A 23,651-nucleotide genomic window follows, 5' to 3' on the forward strand; every position below is an offset into this window, starting at 1 on the left:
ACGATAAAAGTTACAGGGTCTTTTCTATGGTGTAAATAGACAGTACTTCCTTATCCGATAACGCAACATTATAAAAACGGATATCGTCCAGCGAACCGGTAAAACCATCCGGACCCCAGAAATAATCGGGATGATTGGAATCATTCAGATTATATTTCGACTTAGGCAATTCGTTCCCGATCGTAATGTTATAGGACGGATCGACAGATGCCGGAGGGCCGGTCTTGTTCAGCCAGGTCCGCACCAGGAGACCGTTCAGATAGAACTTGGCCATGCTGTTCGCATTGTCGAAAGTCACGGCGGCATGAACCCAGGTACTGAGCGGAACGGTGCTGAGCGAGCCACCGTCATCGTCAAGCGCCCAATTACTGTTTCCTTTGTAAACGGTGAAATAAAGGAAATTGCTTCCCTGAAGATTCAGTTTGTATCCCCACCACCTGTTGAGGGCAAACATATAATCGCCGCCTGTACTGGGTACATCGGTCTTCAGCCAGAGACTGATCGTCATGCTCTTGGGATTCAAATTTATTTTATATGGGACTTCGATGGTTGCACCATTGGCAAAATAAAAGGCTGAATTTGGTCTTCCGAAACGATCGTTCACCAACTGAGGCAGGGTCGCTCCATCCACGGCATGCGTGGCATCGGAACCCATCCAGTTTGTTTTATACATGCCGTCGTTTTGGTTGCCGGAGGAATCATTCGGATTACCATTGCATTTCCAATACCCCATTAAATTTTCCGGTGAGACATCCTGCAATTGCAGGGAACTGAAACTACCTCCTGCCCGCAACAGATTGCTAACTGCATTATTAACCTGTTCCTGGGTAAACGTAGTTCCCGTATTCACCTGGGCAGCCAGGTTGATCACGCTGTCCAGGAATGTCCTGGCCCCCGGGACATATTGACCGGGTTTGTTCCCTTCGATGGAATTGGTATACACCGTGGTTAAAGAATCGATAACGGCTTTCAGCCTTGTTTTGTCCGCATTGTAATTCGGTGCGGGGTTGTCATTCTTCTTACAGGAGACAATAGATCCTGTTACCAGGCAGGCTGCCAGCAGGTAAAGGAAAATATGTTTATTATACGTACGCATGAATTAAAAATTTATCGGTTACTCAAATAATGGGTTGCTTTTAAATTAAAGACCCTGTTAAAGACCCAGTTTTTTGTTCGTGTCCCTTTCGGATTGAGGGATAGGGAACCATTTGTTGCGGGAATAATCAAAGTTCGGCGAAACCGCTTTCAACACCGTATTGGCATAGGTCTGTCCATAACGGATGATATCGTAGAACCGGTGGAACTCGAGAGCGAGTTCATTCCTCCGTTCGTTGCGGATCACATCGCGTAGCTGTCCCTGGTCCGTAGTGGCAATATCAGGCAACAAACCTGCAGGAACGCTGCCGGATCCTGTCAGGGACGCATCATATTTATAAGATTCGCGTGCTCTTTTGCGGACCTTATTCAACGGGATAAGGGCATCGCCGCTCTGTCCGTTCTCGTTCAGCGCTTCGGCCTCGATCAGCAGCAATTCCGACAAACGGATAACTTCATAATTCAGGTTTCCCTGCCCCCGGTTATTCTGTGGAATGACGGACAAAGGCTGGATCCATTTTTTACAGAGATACCCGGTGGTCGTCCAGCTTGGATCCCATCCCAGGTCATAATAGGGCACCCCTGCCCTTCCGACGGTATAGTCCAGTCTCGGATCGACTTCACCGGTTGGCGCCTTTTCAAAATTATCCACCAGGCCCTGGGTAGGATAGAAAAATCCCCATCCCCCCCGGTCACGCGGAGTAAAGAAGGTATTCAGGTCATTCTGCTGACCGCCGGACAAATGATTCACGGTAAAGATCGCCTCGGTATTCAATTTAGTATCGGCATTAAAATTGTCCGTGTATAAATTGGTCAGTTTATAATATCCAAGACTCTCCACATTCTGCGCGGCTTGCGCGGACAACTGATAATGATTGGCCAGATTCGCATGGAATAAATAAACCTTGGCCAGCAAGGCATAGGCCGATCCTTTTGTCACCATTCCCAAGGGTACGGAAGAAGAGGGAGCCGGCAGGTCGGCAAGAGCTTCGGCGGCATCTTTTTCAATTTGAAGATAAATAGAATCCTGGGCGATAGCAGGTTTTTGCAATTCGTCAGGAGTTTCCACCTTCAGACGAAGCGGAATATTTCCGTAGGTAGTGGCAAGGATAAAATAATAATAGGCCCGCAGGAATTTGGCCTGGGCGATGGAGGAGCGTTTAACGGCATCCGAAACGACGGTATTATTCGTCAGCCCGTCCAGGACCACGTTGGATTTAAACACACCGTCGTAATACCGTTGCCAGATCGCTTCGACAGCGGAGTTGGTTGGCAGGATATTAAATTGGTTGATCGACTGGAAATCTGCCTGGTCACCATCATTTCCCCCTTTGATCGCATCGTCGGAGGCTACATCTCCCATTACCCATAACGGGTTATCGGTCCCGGAACTGAACATGAGCGGAGAATAAGCCGCATTCACCGCAAATTGTGCATTGGCATCGGTGGTAAAGAAATTATCCGTAGTATAATAACCGCGTAAAGGCTGGTCCAGTTGTTTTTTACATCCGGTTCCCGCAAGGGCAGCAACCGAAAGCAAGGCCAGGGCAATTTGTTTATAGGTATTCATATTGGTCTTTTTATAGAATGCATTAATCTTTGATTGCATAAAGTGATGTATTAAAGATTAAAAATTTAAATTAGCTCCAATCGTCATTGTCCTGGAGGAAGGATAGGTTCCCCAATCGATCCCTACGGCTCTTACACCATCTCCGGTCGAATTGGCGCTCACCCCCATTTCAGGATCGAGCCCGGTATATTTGGTTACGGTAAATACGTTCTGTACGCTGATAAAGAAACGGGCGGATGACATTTTCAAATGCGACAAAACCCCTCCGCCTACGGTATATCCGATCTGCAGATTCTTTAACCGTAAATAGGACCCATCTTCCAGGAATCGGGTGGATGGTTGTTTGTTATTCTGCGCCGAAGACCAGGACAAACGCGGAAAAACATTGCCGGTTCCTTCACCATGCCAGCTCTGGGTGGCGATCCTTTCGGTGATATTGAAGGACCGGTAAAAACCTTCGATATCCGTATTGATCTGGTTATAGATCTTATTGCCCTGGACACCCTGGAAGAACAGACTCAGATCCACATTTTTATAGGTCAGGTTTCCTGTAAATCCATACGTGAATTTTGGAATAGGGCTTCCCACAAAAACACGGTCATTCTGATCGATCACGCCATCGTGATTCTGATCCTTGTATTTCACGTCTCCTGCCTGTACTCCGGGTCCTTGATAAGCGTGGGTGAAAACCTGGTTGGCATTTTGAAAGATACCATCCTGCTGCAGCATAAAAAATTCGCCGATAGGCTGTCCTTCTGTGGCAAGGGTAGCATAAATATTGTCATCGATCCGGCCTCCGGGAATGGGTTTTCCTCCGCCAAGGGAGATGATCTTGTTTTTGACCGTGGCGAGGTTACCGCTTATTTCAAAACTCCAGTCTTTATCGATATTTTTCCGGTAACGTGCTTCAAATTCGAAACCGCTGTTCACTACCTTACCCGCATTTTCGGTTGGGCTCGAGGCGCTGCCTCCACTGCTGGGAGCAGGTATATTCAGCAACATTCCATCTGTGGTCTTATGGTAATAATCCACGGTAACCGTCAGTGCGTTTTTAAAAAATCCCATATCCAGGCCAAGGTCTTGCTGGGTACTGGTTTCCCAACGGATAAAGGGATTTCCTTTGGACACGATCGTGCTTCCGGGGGCAAGGACCCCACCGAATGAATAACTGCCGGTCGGACCTACCGTAGTTACATATCCGTAATTCGATATTTCCTGGTTGCCTAACTGTCCAATACTCCCTCTGAGTTTCAACAGGGAAACATCCCTGAAATCCTGCATAAAGGCTTCTTTATCGATCCTCCAGCCCAGGGCCCCGGATACAAAATTCCCGTAGCGGTTATCAGCCTGGAGCCTGGAAGAGCCATCTCTGCGCATACTAATGGAAGCCAGATATTTGTCGTCATATTGATACCCGATCTTGCCGAAGAGCGAAAATAAGGCCGAACTTGTTTCATTACCTCCTACATATCCATAAGGCGCCAAAGAGGTACCGATCCCGTTATCGAGGTATTGAAAATTGGGAGTCTGGTTAGGATAATTCTGCTGCGAGCCGGAGAAGGCCTTGAGATCATTATAGATCAATTCCGTACCGCCTAAAAGATTCACGGCATGTTTGCCCAGTTCCCAGTTATACGTTGCCGTATTGGTCCAGTTATAATTGAAATTATTGGCATTCGATTGCCCAAGCGAACCGGTAGCATTGATGGCGCGGGTTCCCCAGGTTGGGTTGAATTGTTTGTAGTCCGTAAAAATGGTATTGGTTCCCAGATCGGATTTAAGGGTCAGGTGTTTTACCGGGGTAACTTCCAGGTAAATATCCCCCAATATGGAGTAATTCGTATAAGTGGTATGTGTATTGGCGGCCAATCCTACCGGGTTGTAACCATCACCGAAGAAAGAGGGAGGATTAGGCAGATCGACATAATTCCCGTTCTTATCTTTTACCGGGGTTGCAGGGGTCCTGAATAAGGCATACCGCATAATGCTGGCTCCCGGATTTCCTGCCCCATACCCATCTCCCGAACTTCCCACCTGCCCTCTCTTATTATAGGCCAGGTTGATATTCGTGCCCAGTTTAACGAACCGGCTAACATTGCTGATGATCGAGGTATGTACATTAGCCCGGTCGTTGGACGAGTTCATTATCATCCCTTTCTGCGTTATATAGGACGCCGATAAAGTATAGGTGGTATTCGGGCTTCCGCCGCTCACGGAAATTTGTGCATTGGTCATAGGTGCGGATTTTAACACCTCTTTTTGCCAGTTCACATCCGGCAGGGTATCCAGCATGCCCAACGGGATCTGCGGTCTGCCATCATTAAGAGCGGCCGTATTAAAAGCCGTCACATATTGTTTGGTATTCGCCATTTTTATCAGATGCCCGGGTGTTTGAACACCGGTATAAGCACTAACACCGAACCGGGGCGCTCCGTTCCTTCCTCTTTTGGTCGTGATGAGTACTACCCCGTTGGAAGACCTCGATCCATAAATGGAGGCGGAAGCGGCATCTTTTAAAATGGTAAAACTTTCTACATCATTGGGAGAGATCTGGTTGATCCCATCCTTGGTGGGAACCCCGTCGATCACATATAAAGGGTCATTATTTCCGGTGGTACCGATCCCCCTGATCCGTATGGAGATGGGGTCCCCGGGAGCGCCGGTTGACTGGGTAACCACAACCCCCGCAGCCTTTCCCTGAAGTATCTGGTCCACTCCGCCTACCGGAATGCCATTGATATTTTTGGCATCGACTACGGATAAGGCTCCGATCAGATCCTTCCTTTTTTGGGTGGTATAACCGATCACCACCACATCGTTCAGGCCTCCGGCCAGTTCGTTCATTACGATACTGATTTCGGTACGGTCTCCTGTTTTAATCGTTTGTTTCTGGTAACCGACATAAGAAATTTCGAGATTGACGGCACCTCCATCCGGAATGGACAAACGGAATTTTCCAAGATCATTTGTAACGGTGGCTTTTTTTGTACCGGTTACGGTGATCGTTACCCCGCTTAAGGGTTCCCCCTTTTGATTCGTTATGGTTCCGGTGATTTCCCTGTCCGGCAGATTATTCCTGTCTGAAGGGGGGATTTTGTTATCCAGGTAGTATACCCTTGCAAACAAGGGGGAGACAAGAAAAAGAAGAGTAGCCAGCAGCAGCAGTTTTACTTTCATAATGGCAAATTATTAATGTTTAAAAAATAAGTCGTTTTGTCAATCGCATTTATTGGTCAATCCTATTTACAGTTCTTCTATTTAATTATTTTTACTGTTATGATAATCCGGGTCCATATCCGGTGTACGCAAACCGGCGACTTCATCAGCCATTAGGATAAATACATTCCAGCATAATCCTTTTGTGGAAGGCCACCAGCTATCCGTCGTTGTCCATTTTGTAGGAATGAACTCTTTGCTGAACGGCCACTCCGGATGAAGATAGATCTCCGCCCAGATCCTGTTCTCCATGAGCGGCCTGGCTTTTTTCCATCCATGTCTTAGCCCCGTGACATAGGCGCAGTATTCCGCCCGCATCCAGCTGCCACCGTTATAATAGAACCCATCATTGCTCCCATCGCTATAATTTTCTTCACCGAATTTGGCGAAGGGTTGATAATCCCTGCTCAAATAAGCATATCCCTGCTGATCGCTGGTGACGCGGATACAGATCGGTGCAGTGGTTCCATATTCGGGATGCGGCGAACCGGCAACTTTATTCATCAAGGGGAAATGATCCAGCTGATTGGTCACCATCGAATCCGTCAGGATGGGTCGTTTAAATAACCAAAGCGAAAAAAATTCAGGTTCGAGATCGGTCAGGGAAATAATATCCGGGAAGTTCCGGTCGAAAAGCAGGTGTTTACTTTTGGGGTCGTAAAAAGCGCGATAGCCATTTTCCGCTTTTTGGATATGCGCTTCCGTTACCGGAAATCCTAATTCCCGGATCGTTCTTAAGGCAATGGCCAACATGCCCTGGTTGACGGCCAGCCGGTCCGTTTTCGGATCGTAGTCTATTATATCGATCTGGCTCATGGGAAAATGAGACCGGCAGATCCCGTCACCCAGCGAGTCGAATTTATTCAGTACATAATCTACCGCTTTTTTTATTTTTTCCTGCGGAAGGATGACACCAAAACGACGTTTGTTCAACAAAGCCCAGATCAGCCATTCTATCGTTGCCTCGTTATCTTTCGCCTCTACCGATCCCATATACGGTGTAATGATGGTGCCGATACCGCCGGCCGCTGTTTGTGTTTTACCCCACTGGTCCCATATGGCCAGGTTTAATTTCTTATTATAGGTAGAGACGGTAGAGAAATAGGAATCCCGGTTGTACATATCGGGTGCATAATTCATATTCGGTACGTTAAAAGGCGTAAAATCGTTTACTGTCGTGATCCAGGTGAGCATATTAAAATTGGCGTACAACATTTTTTCGATCTGCGATCCTTTGAACCCTTTGGCTTCAGCCAACCTGGATTGGGCGGAGATCATAAATTGTTGATGGCCGGTCCAGGGTTCGACAAAAATAAAATCCGTTTTTTCGGTCCATTCGCCCATGGCCAGCAAATTGTAGGGTTCCGATGCCGGGATATGTTCTTCGATTTTCAGGTCTTTGATTTGCAGATCGGGCGCCTTCTGGGGTGAAGCAATTTTCGACTGCGAAATTCCAGAAGTTGTTTCCGGCAATTTCCCCGATGATGAAGGACCGATGAACAGAGACACACTATCCTGTTCGATATAGGGAACGAAGATGCTTCCTTTGAAAAGGGTCCAGGTGGTATCCACCACAGGAAAATTATCGATGTATTTCAATCCGTTCTCCAGTTCGGCAGTTTTAAGGCCCTTGCTGATCCGGAAGAGTTTGAGCGCCAATGAGGGGTTTCCTTTACACAAAAAAGAGATCGTATATACATGCTGGTCCTTAAAGGGAGCTATTGCTTCCATTCCTGCCTGACCAATCTTATGCCATGGTGTAAGCGGTTGTAAGGGGATGGTGGTTCCTGCATCCAGGTTATACATTTCTCCATAGGTCAGTTGGACATAATCATTATCTTCCTTTCTTTCTGCAGGGGAAGCTACGGAGAAAAGAGCGGGATCGGGCAATTTCCGCATTCCGGTAAACCCGCCGCCCCTTCCGCTGAAACGACGACGGGTCGTCCGCGTATATTGATTCTTATAGCCGGCATCGGTTAAAAATCCCACGGCCTGGTTGTCCTGGGTGACCCAACCCGCAGCGGGATACATTTCATGGATCAAACCTCCGGGAAAACTATCCTGTTCGAAGGTTACATATTTAAGGGGTTTACCCGCAGGCCTGGCTTTTTCCTTCAGGATATAATACATATCCGGCATGGATGGCTGAAAAAGGGAAAGGGTCCTCTTAAGAGTATGTTGATTTACGATCTCGTAAATGACCTTAATGGAAAGATTGGCGTCAAATTCGGGTATATAGCTGTCTCCGGTTAAAACAATACGATTTTTGTCTCCTGTCCATTTCTTCCCTTTCCAACCGGTGAGGTTTGCCGTAGTAGTCAGATCCGTATTGAAGAGTTGCAGGGTAAAAGAAGAGGAATGAGTAACCAGCAATCGCCCGTCATTATAAATGTCGACCTCAAATCCTTTTTGAGCATCCCCTGAGACTTTCAGGTTTAAAGCAGCGGATCGGGAGGATGGGGATTGAACAAAAGGCTGGGATTGGGCAACCGTATAATTAAATATGGTCAGGATAAATAAAATAACCATGCAGACCTGTAAAACGGACATCCTCATTTTCCCTGGGGGCATATGCAGCAATTTAGAGCCCTAAAGCTAACTTTCATAACAGGTTAGATCCTACACTATAGTCACAAATTGCTGTACTATGATTGCATTCAGGCTTCCGGAAAAGGATTTTGGAGCCATAAACCCGTTTTAATCCGCTAAAAAGTCCTTTAGCCCTTGGTTGAGGTGGTGCCAGTTAAAGTATGCGCCTCCCTATATTCATTAGGCGCACTATTATATCTTTTTTTAAATTCGCGGAAAAAATAAGATTGATTATTGAATCCTGTCGAGAAAAAGATCTCCGATACCGTATGATGAGTGGTAATCAGTAAATGTGCGGCATGTTTTAACCGGATATGCTTAATAAATTCACCGGGTGGCATCCCCGTCATCGTCTTTAACTTTCTGAATAGCTGCATTTTACTCATATTCATATTTTTCTCAATACATGCAGCATTAAAATCAGGCTCATCCAGGTGTTCTTCGATCATCTGAACCAACCGGGTCAGGAACTCCTTATCATCACGGGTGATTCCACCTGATTCGCCCAATTGATCCGTAGCCTTATCGCTTTTAAACAGGTCATGAAGTCTTTGTCGGTATTCCAGCAATTTGCGGACCCGCAATTTAAGATGAGCAGTATGAAAAGGCTTTGCCATATAGGCATCCGCCCCCACTTCATATCCCTGCATCTGGTGATCTTCACTTCCCCTGGCTGACAAAACGATAAAAGGGATCTGGCAGGTTGCCGGGGTGTTTTTCATCTTATTGCATAATTCCAACCCATTCATATTTGGCATCATGACATCGCAGATAACGAGATCCGGAAGGACCTTTCCAATCAGATCCAGGGCTTTTAATCCGTCCTCCGCTTCATATAAGATATAATCATCTTTCAAAATATCTTTCAGAAGATAACGGATATCCGGTTCGTCCTCTACGATCAGAATGGTTTTCTTACCCTCTTCCTGCAAATTTTCAATAATGGCCCGTTTATTATTGTCCGTCGCGGATTGGTGATGACCGGATTGATCGTAAGCCGTGATGGTCTGGTATAAATAAGAAGGTTTGTCACTGATGACAACAGCAGGGGTACTGCCGGTTTCCGCAGCCCATTCGGCTGCCGGTTCCGGTAATCCGGCTGGGGGCAGGGGTAAAAAGACACGGAAAGTGACCCGTTCCTCTTCTTGCTGACTTTGCGCTTCGATCCTTCCATTCAATAAGATTACCATTTGTTTGGTAAAAGCCAGCCCGATCCCGGTCCCGAATTTCTCCATACCGGGTGTATATTGGCTCGCCACATAGAAAGTATCGAATAATTTATCGGTAAGCTCCACCGGGAGGCTCGACCCGGAATTAACGACTTCTATCTCCAATTCCCCGCTGCCCTTATTTCCGACGGCCGAAAAAAGGATCTCTTCATTTTTACCGGAATGTTTGAAGGCATTGGAGAGCAGGTTGAAAATGATCTTTTCCACCTTATCCTTATCGACCCATCCGATCAGATCAGGTTGGATCTGTATCACGTAACGCATCCCGTTTTGCTCGCTTAAGGGAATAAAGGGGCCGGTAAGATTGTGCAATAATTCGGAAATGTTCAGGTGACTGTATTGATTTTTGGAGAACCCGGCTTCTCCTTTCCGGAATTCCAGCAATTGTCTCACCAGATAAGTAAGCCGGGAAGCCTGTTGATGAATAACGGAAAGGAAATAGGGATTTTCCCTGTTTTCTTTTGCGGGTTGGGTAGATTTGGACCTGTCCAAAAAACGTTCCGCCGAGCCCATGATCAGGGTTAAGGGGGTTTGCAGCTCATGGGCGATATTTGTAAAAAAGGCGAGGCGGTTCTGGTGCATTTCCTCCTCTTTGGTTCGTAATACATGCTCGACAGCCAACTGATGTTTGATCTCCAGTTTATTCTTTCGATAGGTATATAAGAGGTATATGATCAGGGACACCAATAAAGCATATACCAAAAATGCATAAGGCGTAAGCCAGAAATACTGTTTTACATGCAGGACCAGTAAAGGAACCTGAGGGGTCCAGCTTCCTTCCCCATCAGACCACTTCATTTGCAGGGAGTATCGGCCGGGGGGAATATTACTGTAGGCAATCTTACCGCTGGTGCCGGAGAAATGCCAGGATTTATCATACCCTTCCAGGTAGTAGGCATATTCGCATTTATCGGCATTTAAAAAACTGATAGCCTTTGTATCCAATTCAAAAAAGTTATCTTTCCGGCTGATGGAAAAATCAAGCGGTTTGTTTATCCCGGGTTCCATTTTTATAAACCCGTTTTCCGCGGTTGTTTTACCTCCCATCAGGATCCCGGAAAGGAGAAGATCGGGACGCCAGCTTGTCTCCCGTATGTTTTGCGGTAGGAATTGGTTAAATCCATAGGTGCCCCCAAAGAACAAATGGTCGTTGCTGTCCTTCCATACGGCACCATCACAAAACTCATTGCTTTGTAACCCGTCCGATTGCTGATAATAGGAAACCTTAAGATCGGACTCATTCACCTTCGCCAAACCGCGGTTGGTGCTTACCCAGATATGCCCGGTTCCATCCTCCTCGATCGCATGAATGGTGTTATTGGGTAACCCGTTGGAGATCGTCAATTTTTGGAATACAGGCTCTCTGGCACCGGCATCGGCATTCTCGATCCAGTTAAGGCCATAGCTCGTTCCGATCCATATCCTGCTGCGGCTATCCTTAAAGATAGACAGTACATCATTATTGGACAGACTGCCCTCATAAGTGAAAGCCTTGAAAGTCCTGAACTTATGGGTTCTTTTATCCAGCACGCTGAGACCTCCGTACCTGCATCCGATCCATAATTGCTGGTGGGTTTCGCCCCCATCTGCCAGCGCATAAATAATATCGTTTGCCGGGCCGGAATCGCTGTTCGTAAAGGTGAACCGTTCCAGAAAACCGAGAGAAAGACTCCCGGTTTTGTCACGGTTGATCTTAAGATGCAGGAGACCATAGCCGCTTGTTCCCAACCACAGGGAATTATCCCTGTCCTGCAAAATGGCATACACGGATCCGAATTCAGGATAGGCCCCCGTTCCTTTTATAGCTGCCCATTTATAAAATTTTTTGAGGCTCAGATCATATACACCAATCCCTTTCCCGTCGGTACCAATATAGATCAGGTTATCGTTTCCTTTTTTTAAGGAGTAAACCGAATTATTATCCAACTCACCCGGGAACAAAAAAAATTGTTTGCCGGCAGAGACAGACTGGGCTGACTGGGCTGAAAACTCCGACTGATTGCCCGATGACGATGGTGACTGGGGAGAAGTCCAAAAATTCGTATACCGGATTATCCCGCTCCCTTTTGTTCCGATCCATAAATTTCCATTCTCTTCACAAAAGGCCCTTACCGATTTATTATAAGGCATTCCGTTATCCGAAGTAGTAACGGTCCCAAAGAATTTTGTCTTTGGGGAAATTTTAATCATTCCGTTCCCATCCGTTCCGCACCATAAGATCTCTTCACTGCCAGTGGTCCAGGAGGTAATTTTTACATCCTGCATCTGCCTGGTCTCCGGTTTCAAAAAAGCGGATGGTTGAAAAGCAGTATCGAAGGCCTCAAACCCCTTTGTAGACCAGGCGATCAGGTAATGGTCCTTATAGTGAACCATGGAACCCATACTGCGGGGTAGCTGCATGACTTGTTTATAACGGAGTGTTTTATTATCAGTAAGAAACAAACGGTCGCCGGAAGTACTGAAAAAAACCTGGTTGTTAACTGGGAAAAAATTAACAATGGTTTCTTTGCCTCTGGCCCCGTTGCCCCCGGTCAGGTTTTCTCCAAGCTGTATCAAACGCTTAAAATGATTGGCATTTCCTTCATAACCAAATAATCCGCCATTTGCCGTCAGCAGCCATAAATGTCCGGTTGCATCGAAGGCAAGTTTATTAACAGAAAATTCGGGCAGCACCAGGGAACTATTACGGAAACTATCAGCACCAGCGTCATAAAAAAGGAGACCGGTCTTTCGGTTAAGACAATAGACCATTCCGGATGTGTCGACAGCCAGGGCATATTCCTGTTCACTGATCCTGCTCTTTTGATATTGGTTATAGAAATAATTATAGAACTTCCCGGTTCGTTTTTCATACCGGGATATTCCTTCGATCGTGCTGATCCAGATATTTCCCTTTTTGTCCTCTGTAATATGTTGAATAACGTTGCTTCCAATACTTTTGTAATCGTTTTCCTTGCTGTAATTAAATACATGAAAGGAAGTTCCGTTATACATATTCAATCCGTCCCAGGTGGCAATCCAGAGTACATTATCGGCATCTTTAAAAATGTGATTGATCGAACTGTTGGAGAGTCCGTTTCGATTGTCGAGATGTTGTAAAAAGAAGGGATCGGAAATAGTAAGCGAGTCACCGGCTACCTTAGCTGAGAGGGTCAGGCATACCTGCAGTAAAAAAAAAAGAACGATGGAAAAGTGAATAATTCTTTTCATTGGCATTATCGTTGATTTACAAAGCCCTGCGGATTCATCACCACTACGTTAATCAGAAAAATCAGCAGGTGGAAAGATACGCAAATTTTAGGCTCCTGCGTCTTTCCCTTCAGGCTTCTGTTCAGTTTCCCTTCAGGCCCCCGCTCTGTTTACCTTCAGGCTTCCTCTGTTTCTCCGCCCTGAGGGCCTTTCCATCCGCCTTTTAACAATAATTCCATGGCTTTGTCCCTGATGGCTTCTGCCTCCTTATATGTCAAAAAAACAGCATTCGAAAGGATCGTAAAATCCATCTGCCCCTTGAAGGAGCTTACCACGATGGTATTGGGATTTCTCCAGGGGAAAAGAACGGTTGGGCTATAAATCGTTTCCACGGCAAACCCCAGATAATGTGGTGGAATTTCCAGGCGTCCCATATTGGAAAGCGTAAAATCGTGAGAGCCTTCCGTGGAAAGCAAAAAATTCACCATTTTTTTTACCAGGGAATGAAATTGTTCGGAGATAAGCAACAATTCATACCCATTCAGCCTGGCTATCTTTTCAGCAAGAGCACGCTTAAACTTCCGCGCCTTTTCCCAAAAACCGGAGATCGGATCGTTGCCTGTTGACAATTCAACGATTGGAGCAAACGCAAAAAGATCGTCTGTTTTAATTTCCGGGATAAGTCTGCGGATATCTACGGGACAGATCACTTTGCCGCGGGCCTTTTTTCCCTTTACTTCCCGGAACGCAGCAAGGAAAGCAACACATAATGCAGCATGAACCGAAGCCCCTTCCGAACGGCACCGATCGATCAATATTTCAGAATTTTCCCTGGTCAGTTTCCACCGGATCATATATCCATCGCCTGACGGATCATCTATTCCGGCAGTATACCTTTTTCTAAAGGCCAGCGCAACGGCAGCCAACAGCGAAAAAACCCTGGCTTTGAAAAATCTTTTTTTAGCTGAACCCAAATGAGCGGAAAGGAGCATTTCTAAGGAATGGAAACCGGAAGCTGGAGTTGGAGACAAATGGGTATCCGGTTGATCAGCCACCATTAAAAGCTCCCGCATAAGATTTACCAGGGAAATACCGTCACAGATAAAATGAGGACATACTACCAGCAGTTCGGAAACCTCTTCACTTTTTAACCATATCACTCTGGCAAGCGGCCCCTGTTTCTTATCGAAGGGTGATTCCCATTCCAGCTTGGTCCGGATAAACCAATCCAAATCGGATTTTCTTTTTTCGATCAGCAAAGGAATATCTCCCATCTTTTCATCAACTACAAAATAGGGAATACCAGCGCTGTCTTCCTCCACTTTTGCCCGAAGCAATGGATGTTTGATTTGCAGTTGACGAAGAGCCGCCAATAAATTCCCGGACGGGAACGTTCCTCTTATTTTAACCGCTAATACACAATTGACTGAAGTGGCGTCATTAATATACATGATCCTTTCCCCTGATAAAAATTTTCTTCGTACCATAAGTCCTTTCTCTTTTATTTTATTGGCCCGGGACATTTTGTTGTAATAATTCCATAGCCCAGTATTTTATGGCCATTGCGTCTTTATTCTCCATGAATTGTTCATTGGATACGAAGGAAAAATCCAGCCTGCCCCGGAACGTAGAAGCGATAATAGTTGTTGGATTGGCGAACGGCCCGATAACGGTAGGGCTATAAACGGTTTCGATGGTAAGGTTTCCGCAGCATTCGGGAAGATCCAACCTCCCCATATTGGAAAACATAAAATCATTGCCTGGTTTGCCGTACGTCAAAAGCCGGATTAACTTTTTTAGAGAAGAATGAGCATACTCCATCGCCATCAAAACCGGGTAGGCATTCAGCTTAGTCATTTTTTTAGTGCCTTCCTCCTGTAAAAATGAAGCCATTTCCCAGAAATCCTTTTCCGGTTTACGACGATCCATGGACAGGGTTATGGAAAGACCGAAAGCAAAAAGAGTATCCTTTTTAACCGCCGGAACAAATTTCCGGATATCCACCGGACACATCACCTTGTTATGAAATCCGGCCCCCTTTACCTGTTGAAAGGCCTTTAGAAAAACCAGGGCCAGGATAGTATTTACCGTGATACCGCTTGTTTTACATCGTTTGAACAAGACGTCTGATTCTTCTTCCGTCAATTTCCAGTGAAGTAAATAATCCTTCTCCCTGCTTATTCGTTTTTTGTTCTTCGTACCTATAAAAAGGGATGCGGCGGAAAGGGCCAGACCCAAAAATGCGGAATTAGCCCAGGCTTTTAGCTTGTCCTTTTTATGATTGAATATCGGGGAAGGAATAAGATCTGCCAGGGAATGAAAGACAGGAGTTTGACCAATGATCAGGCCTGGTTGATCCAATAAATTCAGAAGATCGTTCAGGATCGCGGAAGCGGAGCCTCCATCACACAGACAATGATGAAATGACATGATCAGTTCGCCGGTTTCTTCACCCCTCAGCCATACCAGGCGGAGCAAAGGGCCGGTATTCAGATCGAAAGGCCTGGCCCATTCGGATTTTGTTTCTTCCATCCAGTCCGTATCGGAATGGCGCCCGGCAATACGCACTGGAATGGGAGGAACCGTTTGTTTCCCGAAAATAAAATAAGGGAGGCCTTTATCATCCTCCTGGATGCCTGCCCCCAGCAAAGAATGTTTTGCCTGCACCCTGGCGAGCGCTGTACGCAAACGGACGAGTGTAAAGGTCCCCCTTACCTTTACGGCAAAAACGCCATGAAAGGTAGAGGATCCATCCCCGTACATCATTCGCTCAGGGAATAAAAGTTTCCTCTTTTCGATCAGGTGTAAATTTTTTTCGATTTGTTTTGTTTTTAAATTCTTCCAGGTAAAAAACAGCTTTTTCGGCGCCTCCTGCCCGTATAAATGTTTCCCTTGTCAACAAAGCAGCTTTACGGTAACTATCATTCCGGAGAACTTCCCACAAAGCCTCCCTCAGTGCAGGTATCCGCATGCGTTTATAACGCAGGGCAATGCCGCAGCCCGCTTTTTCTACCAGGGAAGCGGTATGGAACTGGTCATAGGCCATCGGGAGAATGACCATCGGCAGGCCATGTAAGAAACTATCGTTTACCGTATTAAATCCTCCATGGCAGATCACCGCATCCACCCTTGCCATGATTTCCGTTTGCGGAACATAACGTTGAACGATAAAATTATCGGGCCAGGTCTCCAGGATATCCGGTTCCGTAGCGGCGATGATGGTAAGAGGTTCTCCGGCAAAAGCTTCTGTCAATTGCCTGAAAAATGTTTTTCGGATATCTACCAGCAGGGTTCCAATCGAAACATATACTATTGGCCGGGTGGTTCCGGCAAGGAGCCCCCAATCGAATTCAACAGGGCTGGGTCTCCCCTGTACAGGTCCTACGAATTTCATACCGGGGGGAGGATCCCTGATCCCTGCAAATTCCTGGGAGGTAAAAACAAGATTCAATTTATCCGGGTGAACCATAAATTCTTCGGTTGGAATCCCCAACTCCTGGTGCAGGCCCATTATAAGATTCTTCTGCCATTCAAAAACCCTGGGAGTCCTGATGGTATCTTCCAGCAATGCGGGAGGAACCGGAGTAGTAGTAACCAGGGGAATTCCTTTTTGAAAGGCACAAATGGCTCCTGCAAACATGGTACAATCACTAATGATCACATCCGGTTCAAAATCGTCCGCCAAACGGTTCAAACCATTCATCAGGATGCGGCAAAAAGGGAGATAGGTTTCTTCCAGGGCGAGTTTCAAGGCCTCTGCGCCACCGATCCGGGGTCCGTCATCCTGTCTTTTAAGGATCTTTCGGATCGTATCCTCGTGTTCTGCCAGTTCCTCCTGAGGAACCAGGAATTTTCCACCCCGGGGAATATGTTCCTGGTCTATTTCACGGATACCGACCCAGACAACAGCATGCCCCCTGGCCAACAGGCTGGCGCCAACACTTAGCGTGGGACTGATATGCCCGAAAAAAGGAGGTACGACAAAAAGGAATCTGGCCATGCTAATTTTTTTTCAATACGCTAAAATTTAAAATGGTCATTGCAGCAAGCCGTTTCGGGTTGAAAGGGTTTTACGGGTTGAACGGCCCTTTCCAACAATTCAGCGGCCTTAACCGCTCCCCCTGCCTCCTCAAAGGAGAGTTGAATACGCCTGGCGGCAGACCGGTATTGATCCTTGAAAAGGATTTCTTTAATCGCCTCGTTTAATTGGGTGGACCGGAATCGGGAAAAATTCAGTCGTATTCCACTTCCGCTTTGTGCAACCCTGCCGGCTACATGGGATTGATCATAGGCAATGGGAATCACTACTATAGGCAGACCATGCATCAGCGCCTCACTGACCGTATTATGTCCCCCGTGACAAACAACCCCATCGAGATAAGGGAGCAATTCAATCTGCGGGATCTTTTCCCGTACCAGGAAATTTTCGGGCCACTCTTCAAAAAGGGAGGGGTCGGTAACTACGATCACGGAAACAGGTTCATTACCCAACGCCTCCCGCACCCTGGCGAAGAATGTTTTTTTGTTAACAGGATCAAAGGTTGTGCCGATCGAAACCAATACCTTGGGCCGGTTCCCCATCGCGTGGAAGGCTGACCAATCGAAAGTGGAAGCAAAAGACCTGTGCCCGATTACAGGACCGGCAAATTGGTAACATGCGGGAAGGGACATCTCCCCGAAAAACAGGCGGGAAGTGAATACCAGGGTCAGCAAGGACGAGCAAATGATGGACTGGTCTCCCTGTATACCCAGTTCATATTGAATCGATTTTATTTTATTGACCTCCCATTCATGAACACGGGGCAATTCCTCCATTATCTTAAGGGCAGCAGGCGCGGTAACGGAAGTCGCATAAGGGATATTCCTTTTGAAGGCAGCAATAGCTCCCGCAAAAAGCTGATGATCATTTATCACCAGGTCCGGTTTAAATTTTTCCAGCCATGTCTCAATGCCCGGGGCCATATAACGGCTTAAAGGGATCAATACCTCTTCATACAGGAACTTAATACTTTCGATCCCGATCACGTTCCTTTCTTTAAGGATAGTCAGGAAATGTTCGTTCTTGCCATGTTGGTTCTTCCGGCCTTCTTCTATACCATGATCATCCTGTTCATACCGGACCAGCAACAAACGCCCCCCCGATGGTAATTGATCCTTTAAGGCGGCATCCAGGCTAATCCATCCTACCTCATGTCCCCGGCCGATCAGTTCAGCGCCAAGACTTAAGGTTGGGTTGACATGGCCGGCAAAGGGAGGAACAATAAAAACAAATCTTGACATAATCGGGTTATTAAATCAGGTTAAGTCAGTACGATAAAAAAAACCTTTCAGGGCACTGGCGATTAGCAAGGGTTCCTGGATGGGAATATTATGATCCCCATCGATAAAAGAAAGATGGGAATTCGGTATCCTGGACAAGAGCTTTTTACCGGCGGATACGCAGTTGGAATTTTTTCCATAGATCAGCAGGGTATCATGCCCCATACTTTCGATTCGTTGATCCATAAAAAAGTTTTTCGCGTAATGCATATCGTTCCTGATCGATGTCTCATTAAAAAGAAATTCATACATGCGATGGTTCCGATCCAATTGGCGTTTGCCCATCCTTATCCTGGTGGTGTCGGTATAATTATTAATATAATTGACCAGGAATTCCTTGCTGTAGATGTCAATAATATCGAGTGTTTCCTGGTCGCTGGGGTCCGGACCTTCAATAATGGCCAGTTTCCTTACTTTCTCCGGAAATCGCATGGCCATCTCCATCGCAATCAATCCGCCATAACTATAACCAACCAGGTGAACGGATTCCAGTTTCAGGGCGTCCATTAAAGCCAGCAGATCATCGGTCATCGAATGCAGATCATATCCCTTTGCCACACGATCGCTCAGGCCATGGCTTTTGAGATCGTACAGGACAACGTGAAAATCCTGCGCGATAAGGGGTGCTATCTTAAAATAATAAAGTGCCAGGTTACTGAACATCCCATGTATCATCAGCACGGGCCGGGAAGCGCCTTTATTCATTTCCAGGAAGTGAACCCCGGTTCTATGAATGTCTAGGATTGGCAACTTTCAATATATTTTATAATTTCCAGAAGATTAAGCTCAATAAGCTGATCCAGATCCATGTCGGACAGCCAGCCGGTAAAATCGATCCCTTCACCGAAATAACTTTTTACCTTTTCCGAAAAAGACACGATCTCGATACTGTCCATTTCAAGATCCCTGGTAAAGGAACTTTCTTTGGATATATTTATTTCTGCAGCGAAATCTTCTCCAATGACTTCGGAAATAAATCTTTTCAGAACAGTAAAGATCTCATCGCTATTCAGTTTTGTATTGGTCCCTAAATGGTCCATCCTATTATATAGTTTTTATGTTTGATTGTTCGGATTACAACATCTTTAATTCGGAGGTCATTCCCGTTGATCGCTTCTATTTCATAAACTCTGGGGTTGCCTTGTAAGCCCTTACCCAGGAATTTCCCATAGGCTTCCTTGGCCACCCAGCAGCGGGTGATCCATTCCGCAGGGTCGGTACCGGAAATATTGAATCCAGGCAGTTCCAATTCGTGGGAAGAAAAAGCCAGTTCATTAAAACCTGGCCCCCGGTCCCGGATCTCTTCTATATCGATCCCGATGGAATTACCATATCGGGCGGTTGCTATGGCAATATTTTTTTTATGGGCGATGGAGATATGAATGTCTTCGGTCATTTTCCCTTCAACAAAGGGTCTGCCGGACTCCTCTGAGCGTATCCTGAATTCTATCGGGTAAACGGGATCAACTCCTGAAAGGATGAGCAGGTTTCGGACTGCATCTTTTGCGGCTACCCTGCTAATCAGCCATTCTCTCTTTTTACTGGGGGGAAGTTTGTGATAAACCTTTTTCTCTTCCCCCGAAAAATAACGCTTCAGAATAAAATCCCAGGAAACTACCCGGGAATAAGCATTATCGAATAAGAATAATCCCGGAACAGGCTCCCCGGCCAGGAAATTATGCAAGGGGGCCATCGATACATTCCAAAGACGGTCATCAAATTCCAATCTCCTGTTTTGCCATCCCCTGATTACACACCAGACATCTTCATTTTTCTTTATTACAAAATCGGCCGTGGCAAATTCATCAGTGAGAGAAGTAAGTATGCAGGTACAATCAAATTCACCGGATTGGTTCTGCATATCTCCATAGAACTCCACTTCCTGTATTTTAACGGGAAAGGCGATCCTGTCTCTTGCCAGGGTCAGTTGCAGCCAAAGACCGAACAATTGCCCTGCATTATCCAACAGGGAACCCTTCCCCCGGCACCCTTCGATGATTCCGTTTATTCCCTTATCCCCAATTGTCTTTACCTTCTTTATTCCCTGGTAGGCAGGTCCATGGAACATATTTTTTTCATAGATCTCTCCGGGTAAAATATGCATGGGCAGGGGAATGCCCATATCGGCAGAAACCGTTGAAAGCGGATAGGATTGTTGTTGCTCCGCACGAAAACTCCAATCGGCCTTCCTTTCCGGGTCAGACAGCCAGACCTCCGCACGCGCATATTTATCCACGGTTAGCAACAGACAGTTTTCATCTTTCCATTCGCCTGACAATTGCTCCCGGAATGGGGAGGCTACTAACATCCATTGAAAAACCTGCACATGCATGATCTTTTTGACGACTTTACCCGGAGCCTTTTCCCGCGCAGTTTCCGCAAAGAGTTCCAGCACCATGGTCATCGGGATCACCGGGTCCATATCCTCCACCGGTAACCAACCGGATCTTTGTTTGACCAGGGAATGGTCTTTCAGATAAGGGCAATTGTCCAAAGAGACATCCAGTTGGGTGACAAATGGCAATAGCTTGTTCTTTACCGACCCTAATTCATTAAACCATTTGAACACATCCGCATTCATAGCGGCTATCTCTTCGGCATTACTGGCAAAGGCATTTCTAAGCGGAGAAGTTCCCAGACGCTCACCTAGCTCTTCCGCTGTAAAGATCTTTGTTTCCACATTTTTTTCTACTCCGATTGCCAAAAAGTTTTTTACAAAAGGGGAACCTAATTGAAGTTTGATAGGGTGCGGCCTATCCATCCCCAAAAAAGAAAGACCGGTCTCTTTCCCTTCCACAAAAAGAGCGGCAAGTACTCTTTTCAACTGTGCCAAACCCGCTCTTGAGGGAATACTGGCTGAAAGGGCGCTATGATTTTTATGTTTCAGAGTATCCTCAACGAAACCGGTAAGCCCCCCGGACCCTATCTGGATAAACATCCGCACTCCTTCCTGGTATAGTTTTTCGATTAATTCCCTGAACCGGACCGGTTGAACCAGGTGCTCGATGCTTAAATCCCGGATAGCTTCATATTCTTCGGGATATAGTTCCAGGGTTGTAGCAGACCAAAGGGGGATCGAGGCTTTGCGAAAATCCATGAGCTTCATGCCTTCCAGCAATTGATCCAGTTTGTCTTTTACAAAAGGCGAATGAAACCCTGACTGAAAAGGAAGGATTTGATGGAAGATCTGCTCCTTCCTTAAAAAGTCCGAAAATTTTTCAATCGCATGCTGTGTCCCGCAAACAATTATCTGTTGGGGGCAATTATCATTGGAAAGAAAGATATCCGGCTCATTCTCCAGATAATCTTTTATGCGGACATAGCCGCAGCCGGCAACGAGGAATCGGGCATCCTTATTTTCGAACAGTTCTGGTCTAAGGCTGGACAACAAGGTCAGTACGGAGGATTCAGTGATCAGCCCCGATGAACGACCGGCCAGCCATTCTCCCAAACTATGACCGGCATGCAGGTCAGGCTGCACGCCGAGTTGTTTAAGCGCAGTATCCAGAATGCGGGTCCTTTCCAATAAATCAAGGGATGCGTTGAACACGCCGGGGGAGCCATCCTTTTTTTCATGGGTATCCTTTATATTAAAATGACGGGCAATCGATTCCACTTCTCCCCCACTCAGCGCATCGAGGCCTGGAAAAAGAAAGGCCAGCTTGCCCCCCTTTGATAACAAAGGATCATTGGAAAACCAGATATCCTGTCTGTTCCTCCAGGGTTTGTTCTTTCTGATAATATTGACTGCTTTCAGTATCCTGTCCGGGGTAGGATCGAATAGGGCAAGCCGGTAATCTCCCCGACCAGTTTGTGCCTCAGGTTCTTCCAATGCCCTGATCAGGTCTTCTCCATTTGTCCTGGCCAGCAGCAATAGTTCTTTACCCTTTTCTTTATTCTTTCCGGACCCGGCAAGTACAGTTGACCCAGCTCTGATTAATGGCCTTCTTCCTGCCCTGGTGTTCAACCCATCGTCCACATCCGGACCATTCCAGCCTGCCAGGACAACATGTGCATTGATCCCTCCAAAACCGAAAGCATTGATTCCGGCCAGCCTGGGCAGACCCGTACTTTCCCAATCAACGGTTTCAATAACCGGATCGAACCGGGTTTTTTGCAGGAGCGTCAGGGGCTCTTCACAATGAAGAGTCGGAGGTAGCCGGCCATGATGCAAGGCGAGTGCAGTTTTGATCAGCCCCGCCATCCCGGCTGCAGGCATGGCATGACCGATCATAGACTTCACGGAACCTATACCTGACCTCGGCTGTTTGTTCCCGTTACCAAATAAATGCAAAATTGTTTCCAGTTCAGTTTTGTCACCAAGGGGAGTTCCGGTACCATGCGCTTCCAGGTATCCGATCTGATGCGGATCCAACCGGGCATTTTCCCAGGCCTCTGAAATGGCTCTTGACTGCCCTTTTATGGATGGACTCATCAGGCTGGTGCCGGAGCCGTCACTGGCGATCCCGACCCCTTTGATAATGGCATAGATCCTGTGTTTATCCCTGATGGCCTCTTCCAATCTTTTCAGAATGACAAACCCGCATCCTTCGCCTATCAACAAACCATCTGCCCGTTGATCAAAGGGACGAATCTGTTGTTTCCTGGAAAGTGCGCCCAGTTGACTGAAAATACTCCAGAAAGGTGCGTTCTGACATACATGAACACCTCCGGCGATGATCATATCCGAGCGTCCTGTGTTTAATTCATGTATGGCATGATCGACGGCAACCAGGGAACTTGCGCAGGCAGCATCGATCGTGTAGGCAGTTCCCCCAAGGTTAAGCCGGTTGGCCACCAAAGAGGCTACCAGGTTTGGGATCAGCCCCATGGCCGTATCAGCGCCAAAACGCCCTTTTTTTATCTGGAATTCCTTTTTTATCCTGTCAATTTCCACCCCCTTCAGATCGGGCAACAGGTTCTTTAATACCTGCACAATCTGTTCTCCGGTACGGATAATTTCAATAGCCCGTGTTGCTCCCGGACCGGCATAATTACCTTTCCCTATTATGATTCCTGTTTTTTCCAGGCTCAGTTCCTTTTCAAATACCGATGCGTCTTCGAGCGCGATATGGGCTAATCGCAGGGTAAGCAGGTGGTCCGGCTCCGTACCTTCTACCGCAAGGGGAAGGATACCGAACGGGATCGGGTCGAATTCTGCGAATTCATCCACAAACCCGCCTCTCCGGCAATAAAAACGGTCAACCTTTCCTGAACTGCCTGATGGAGAAATGGTGTTAAAAGAAGAAGTGTTTTCATAAGGGGAGAACTCCTCGAAAAAAATATCGTCCATCCGGTTCATCGGTACGGCCTGAATGGCATCGACCCTGTTCTCGATGTTTTTCCAGAATGTTTGAACATCTCCTGCCCCGGGAAAAATCCCGGACATTCCTATTATAGCCACCTCGGTATTATTAACTATTGACATTGGTTTGTTTTAACTG

At 46.6% G+C, this 23,651-nt stretch carries 12 protein-coding genes; all 12 read right to left on the minus strand.

Translation table 11 applies throughout. The features are described 5' to 3' along the window. Window positions 1-10 precede the first annotated feature (10 nt). On the minus strand, window positions 11-1,096 hold the full coding sequence (locus tag ACX0G9_RS15050) for a LamG domain-containing protein (protein WP_459065750.1): 1,086 nt from the start codon (window positions 1,094-1,096) through the stop codon (window positions 11-13). Between the two features lie 57 nt (window positions 1,097-1,153). Beyond that, complete coding sequence (locus ACX0G9_RS15055) at window positions 1,154-2,704, minus strand: RagB/SusD family nutrient uptake outer membrane protein (RefSeq protein WP_459065751.1); 1,551 nt, start codon at window positions 2,702-2,704, stop codon at window positions 1,154-1,156. An 18-nt stretch (window positions 2,705-2,722) separates the two neighbouring features. Then, window positions 2,723-5,842 carry a SusC/RagA family TonB-linked outer membrane protein gene (locus ACX0G9_RS15060; protein WP_459065752.1) on the minus strand — a complete coding sequence of 1,040 codons (3,120 nt, stop codon included), beginning with the start codon at window positions 5,840-5,842 and terminating at the stop codon, window positions 2,723-2,725. Window positions 5,843-5,923: 81 nt separating this feature from the next. Further along, window positions 5,924-8,452: a hypothetical protein gene (locus ACX0G9_RS15065; RefSeq protein WP_459065753.1), complete on the minus strand. Its 2,529-nt coding sequence runs from the start codon at window positions 8,450-8,452 to the stop codon at window positions 5,924-5,926. Between the two features lie 146 nt (window positions 8,453-8,598). After that, the gene (locus ACX0G9_RS15070) at window positions 8,599-12,909 is read right to left on the minus strand and encodes a two-component regulator propeller domain-containing protein (protein WP_459065754.1); all 4,311 of its coding nucleotides are present in this window, start codon (window positions 12,907-12,909) and stop codon (window positions 8,599-8,601) included. Window positions 12,910-13,064: 155 nt separating this feature from the next. Then, on the minus strand, window positions 13,065-14,375 hold the full coding sequence (locus ACX0G9_RS15075) for a condensation domain-containing protein (RefSeq protein WP_459065755.1): 1,311 nt from the start codon (window positions 14,373-14,375) through the stop codon (window positions 13,065-13,067). A gap of 19 nt (window positions 14,376-14,394) precedes the next feature. Beyond that, window positions 14,395-15,654: a condensation domain-containing protein gene (locus ACX0G9_RS15080; RefSeq protein WP_459065756.1), complete on the minus strand. Its 1,260-nt coding sequence runs from the start codon at window positions 15,652-15,654 to the stop codon at window positions 14,395-14,397. Between the two features lie 4 nt (window positions 15,655-15,658). Then, window positions 15,659-16,888 carry a glycosyltransferase gene (locus ACX0G9_RS15085; RefSeq protein WP_459065757.1) on the minus strand — a complete coding sequence of 410 codons (1,230 nt, stop codon included), beginning with the start codon at window positions 16,886-16,888 and terminating at the stop codon, window positions 15,659-15,661. A gap of 20 nt (window positions 16,889-16,908) precedes the next feature. Next, window positions 16,909-18,168, minus strand: a complete 1,260-nt coding sequence (locus ACX0G9_RS15090) for a nucleotide disphospho-sugar-binding domain-containing protein (protein ID WP_459065758.1) — start codon at window positions 18,166-18,168, stop codon at window positions 16,909-16,911. Between the two features lie 15 nt (window positions 18,169-18,183). Next, entirely contained in the window at window positions 18,184-18,957 is a 774-nt protein-coding gene (locus tag ACX0G9_RS15095; protein ID WP_459065759.1) for an alpha/beta fold hydrolase, read from the minus strand. Continuing rightward, window positions 18,945-19,247, minus strand: coding sequence for an acyl carrier protein (locus tag ACX0G9_RS15100; protein WP_459065760.1), 303 nt, complete (start codon window positions 19,245-19,247; stop codon window positions 18,945-18,947). Before ACX0G9_RS15100 ends, ACX0G9_RS15095 begins: the two co-directional genes overlap by 13 nt. Next, window positions 19,235-23,635, minus strand: coding sequence for a type I polyketide synthase (locus tag ACX0G9_RS15105; RefSeq protein WP_459065761.1), 4,401 nt, complete (start codon window positions 23,633-23,635; stop codon window positions 19,235-19,237). The genes ACX0G9_RS15100 and ACX0G9_RS15105 overlap by 13 nt, the downstream gene beginning before the upstream one ends. Between the last annotated feature and the right edge of the window lie 16 nt (window positions 23,636-23,651).

The organism is Flavitalea flava (genome assembly GCF_054461575.1).

What these genes read in the sequence shown, in the direction of transcription:
- ACX0G9_RS15080 (WP_459065756.1), bottom strand. Translation starts at nt 15,654, where the DNA reads ATGATGTACGGGGATGGATCCTCTACCTTTCATGGCGTTTTTGCCGTA.
- ACX0G9_RS15105 (WP_459065761.1), bottom strand. Translation starts at nt 23,635, where the DNA reads ATGTCAATAGTTAATAATACCGAGGTGGCTATAATAGGAATGTCCGGG.
- ACX0G9_RS15100 (WP_459065760.1), bottom strand. Translation starts at nt 19,247, where the DNA reads ATGGACCATTTAGGGACCAATACAAAACTGAATAGCGATGAGATCTTT.
- ACX0G9_RS15050 (WP_459065750.1), bottom strand. Translation starts at nt 1,096, where the DNA reads ATGCGTACGTATAATAAACATATTTTCCTTTACCTGCTGGCAGCCTGC.
- ACX0G9_RS15065 (WP_459065753.1), bottom strand. Translation starts at nt 8,452, where the DNA reads ATGCCCCCAGGGAAAATGAGGATGTCCGTTTTACAGGTCTGCATGGTT.
- ACX0G9_RS15055 (WP_459065751.1), bottom strand. Translation starts at nt 2,704, where the DNA reads ATGCAATCAAAGATTAATGCATTCTATAAAAAGACCAATATGAATACC.
- ACX0G9_RS15085 (WP_459065757.1), bottom strand. Translation starts at nt 16,888, where the DNA reads ATGGCCAGATTCCTTTTTGTCGTACCTCCTTTTTTCGGGCATATCAGT.
- ACX0G9_RS15060 (WP_459065752.1), bottom strand. Translation starts at nt 5,842, where the DNA reads ATGAAAGTAAAACTGCTGCTGCTGGCTACTCTTCTTTTTCTTGTCTCC.
- ACX0G9_RS15075 (WP_459065755.1), bottom strand. Translation starts at nt 14,375, where the DNA reads ATGGTACGAAGAAAATTTTTATCAGGGGAAAGGATCATGTATATTAAT.
- ACX0G9_RS15090 (WP_459065758.1), bottom strand. Translation starts at nt 18,168, where the DNA reads ATGTCAAGATTTGTTTTTATTGTTCCTCCCTTTGCCGGCCATGTCAAC.
- ACX0G9_RS15070 (WP_459065754.1), bottom strand. Translation starts at nt 12,909, where the DNA reads ATGAAAAGAATTATTCACTTTTCCATCGTTCTTTTTTTTTTACTGCAG.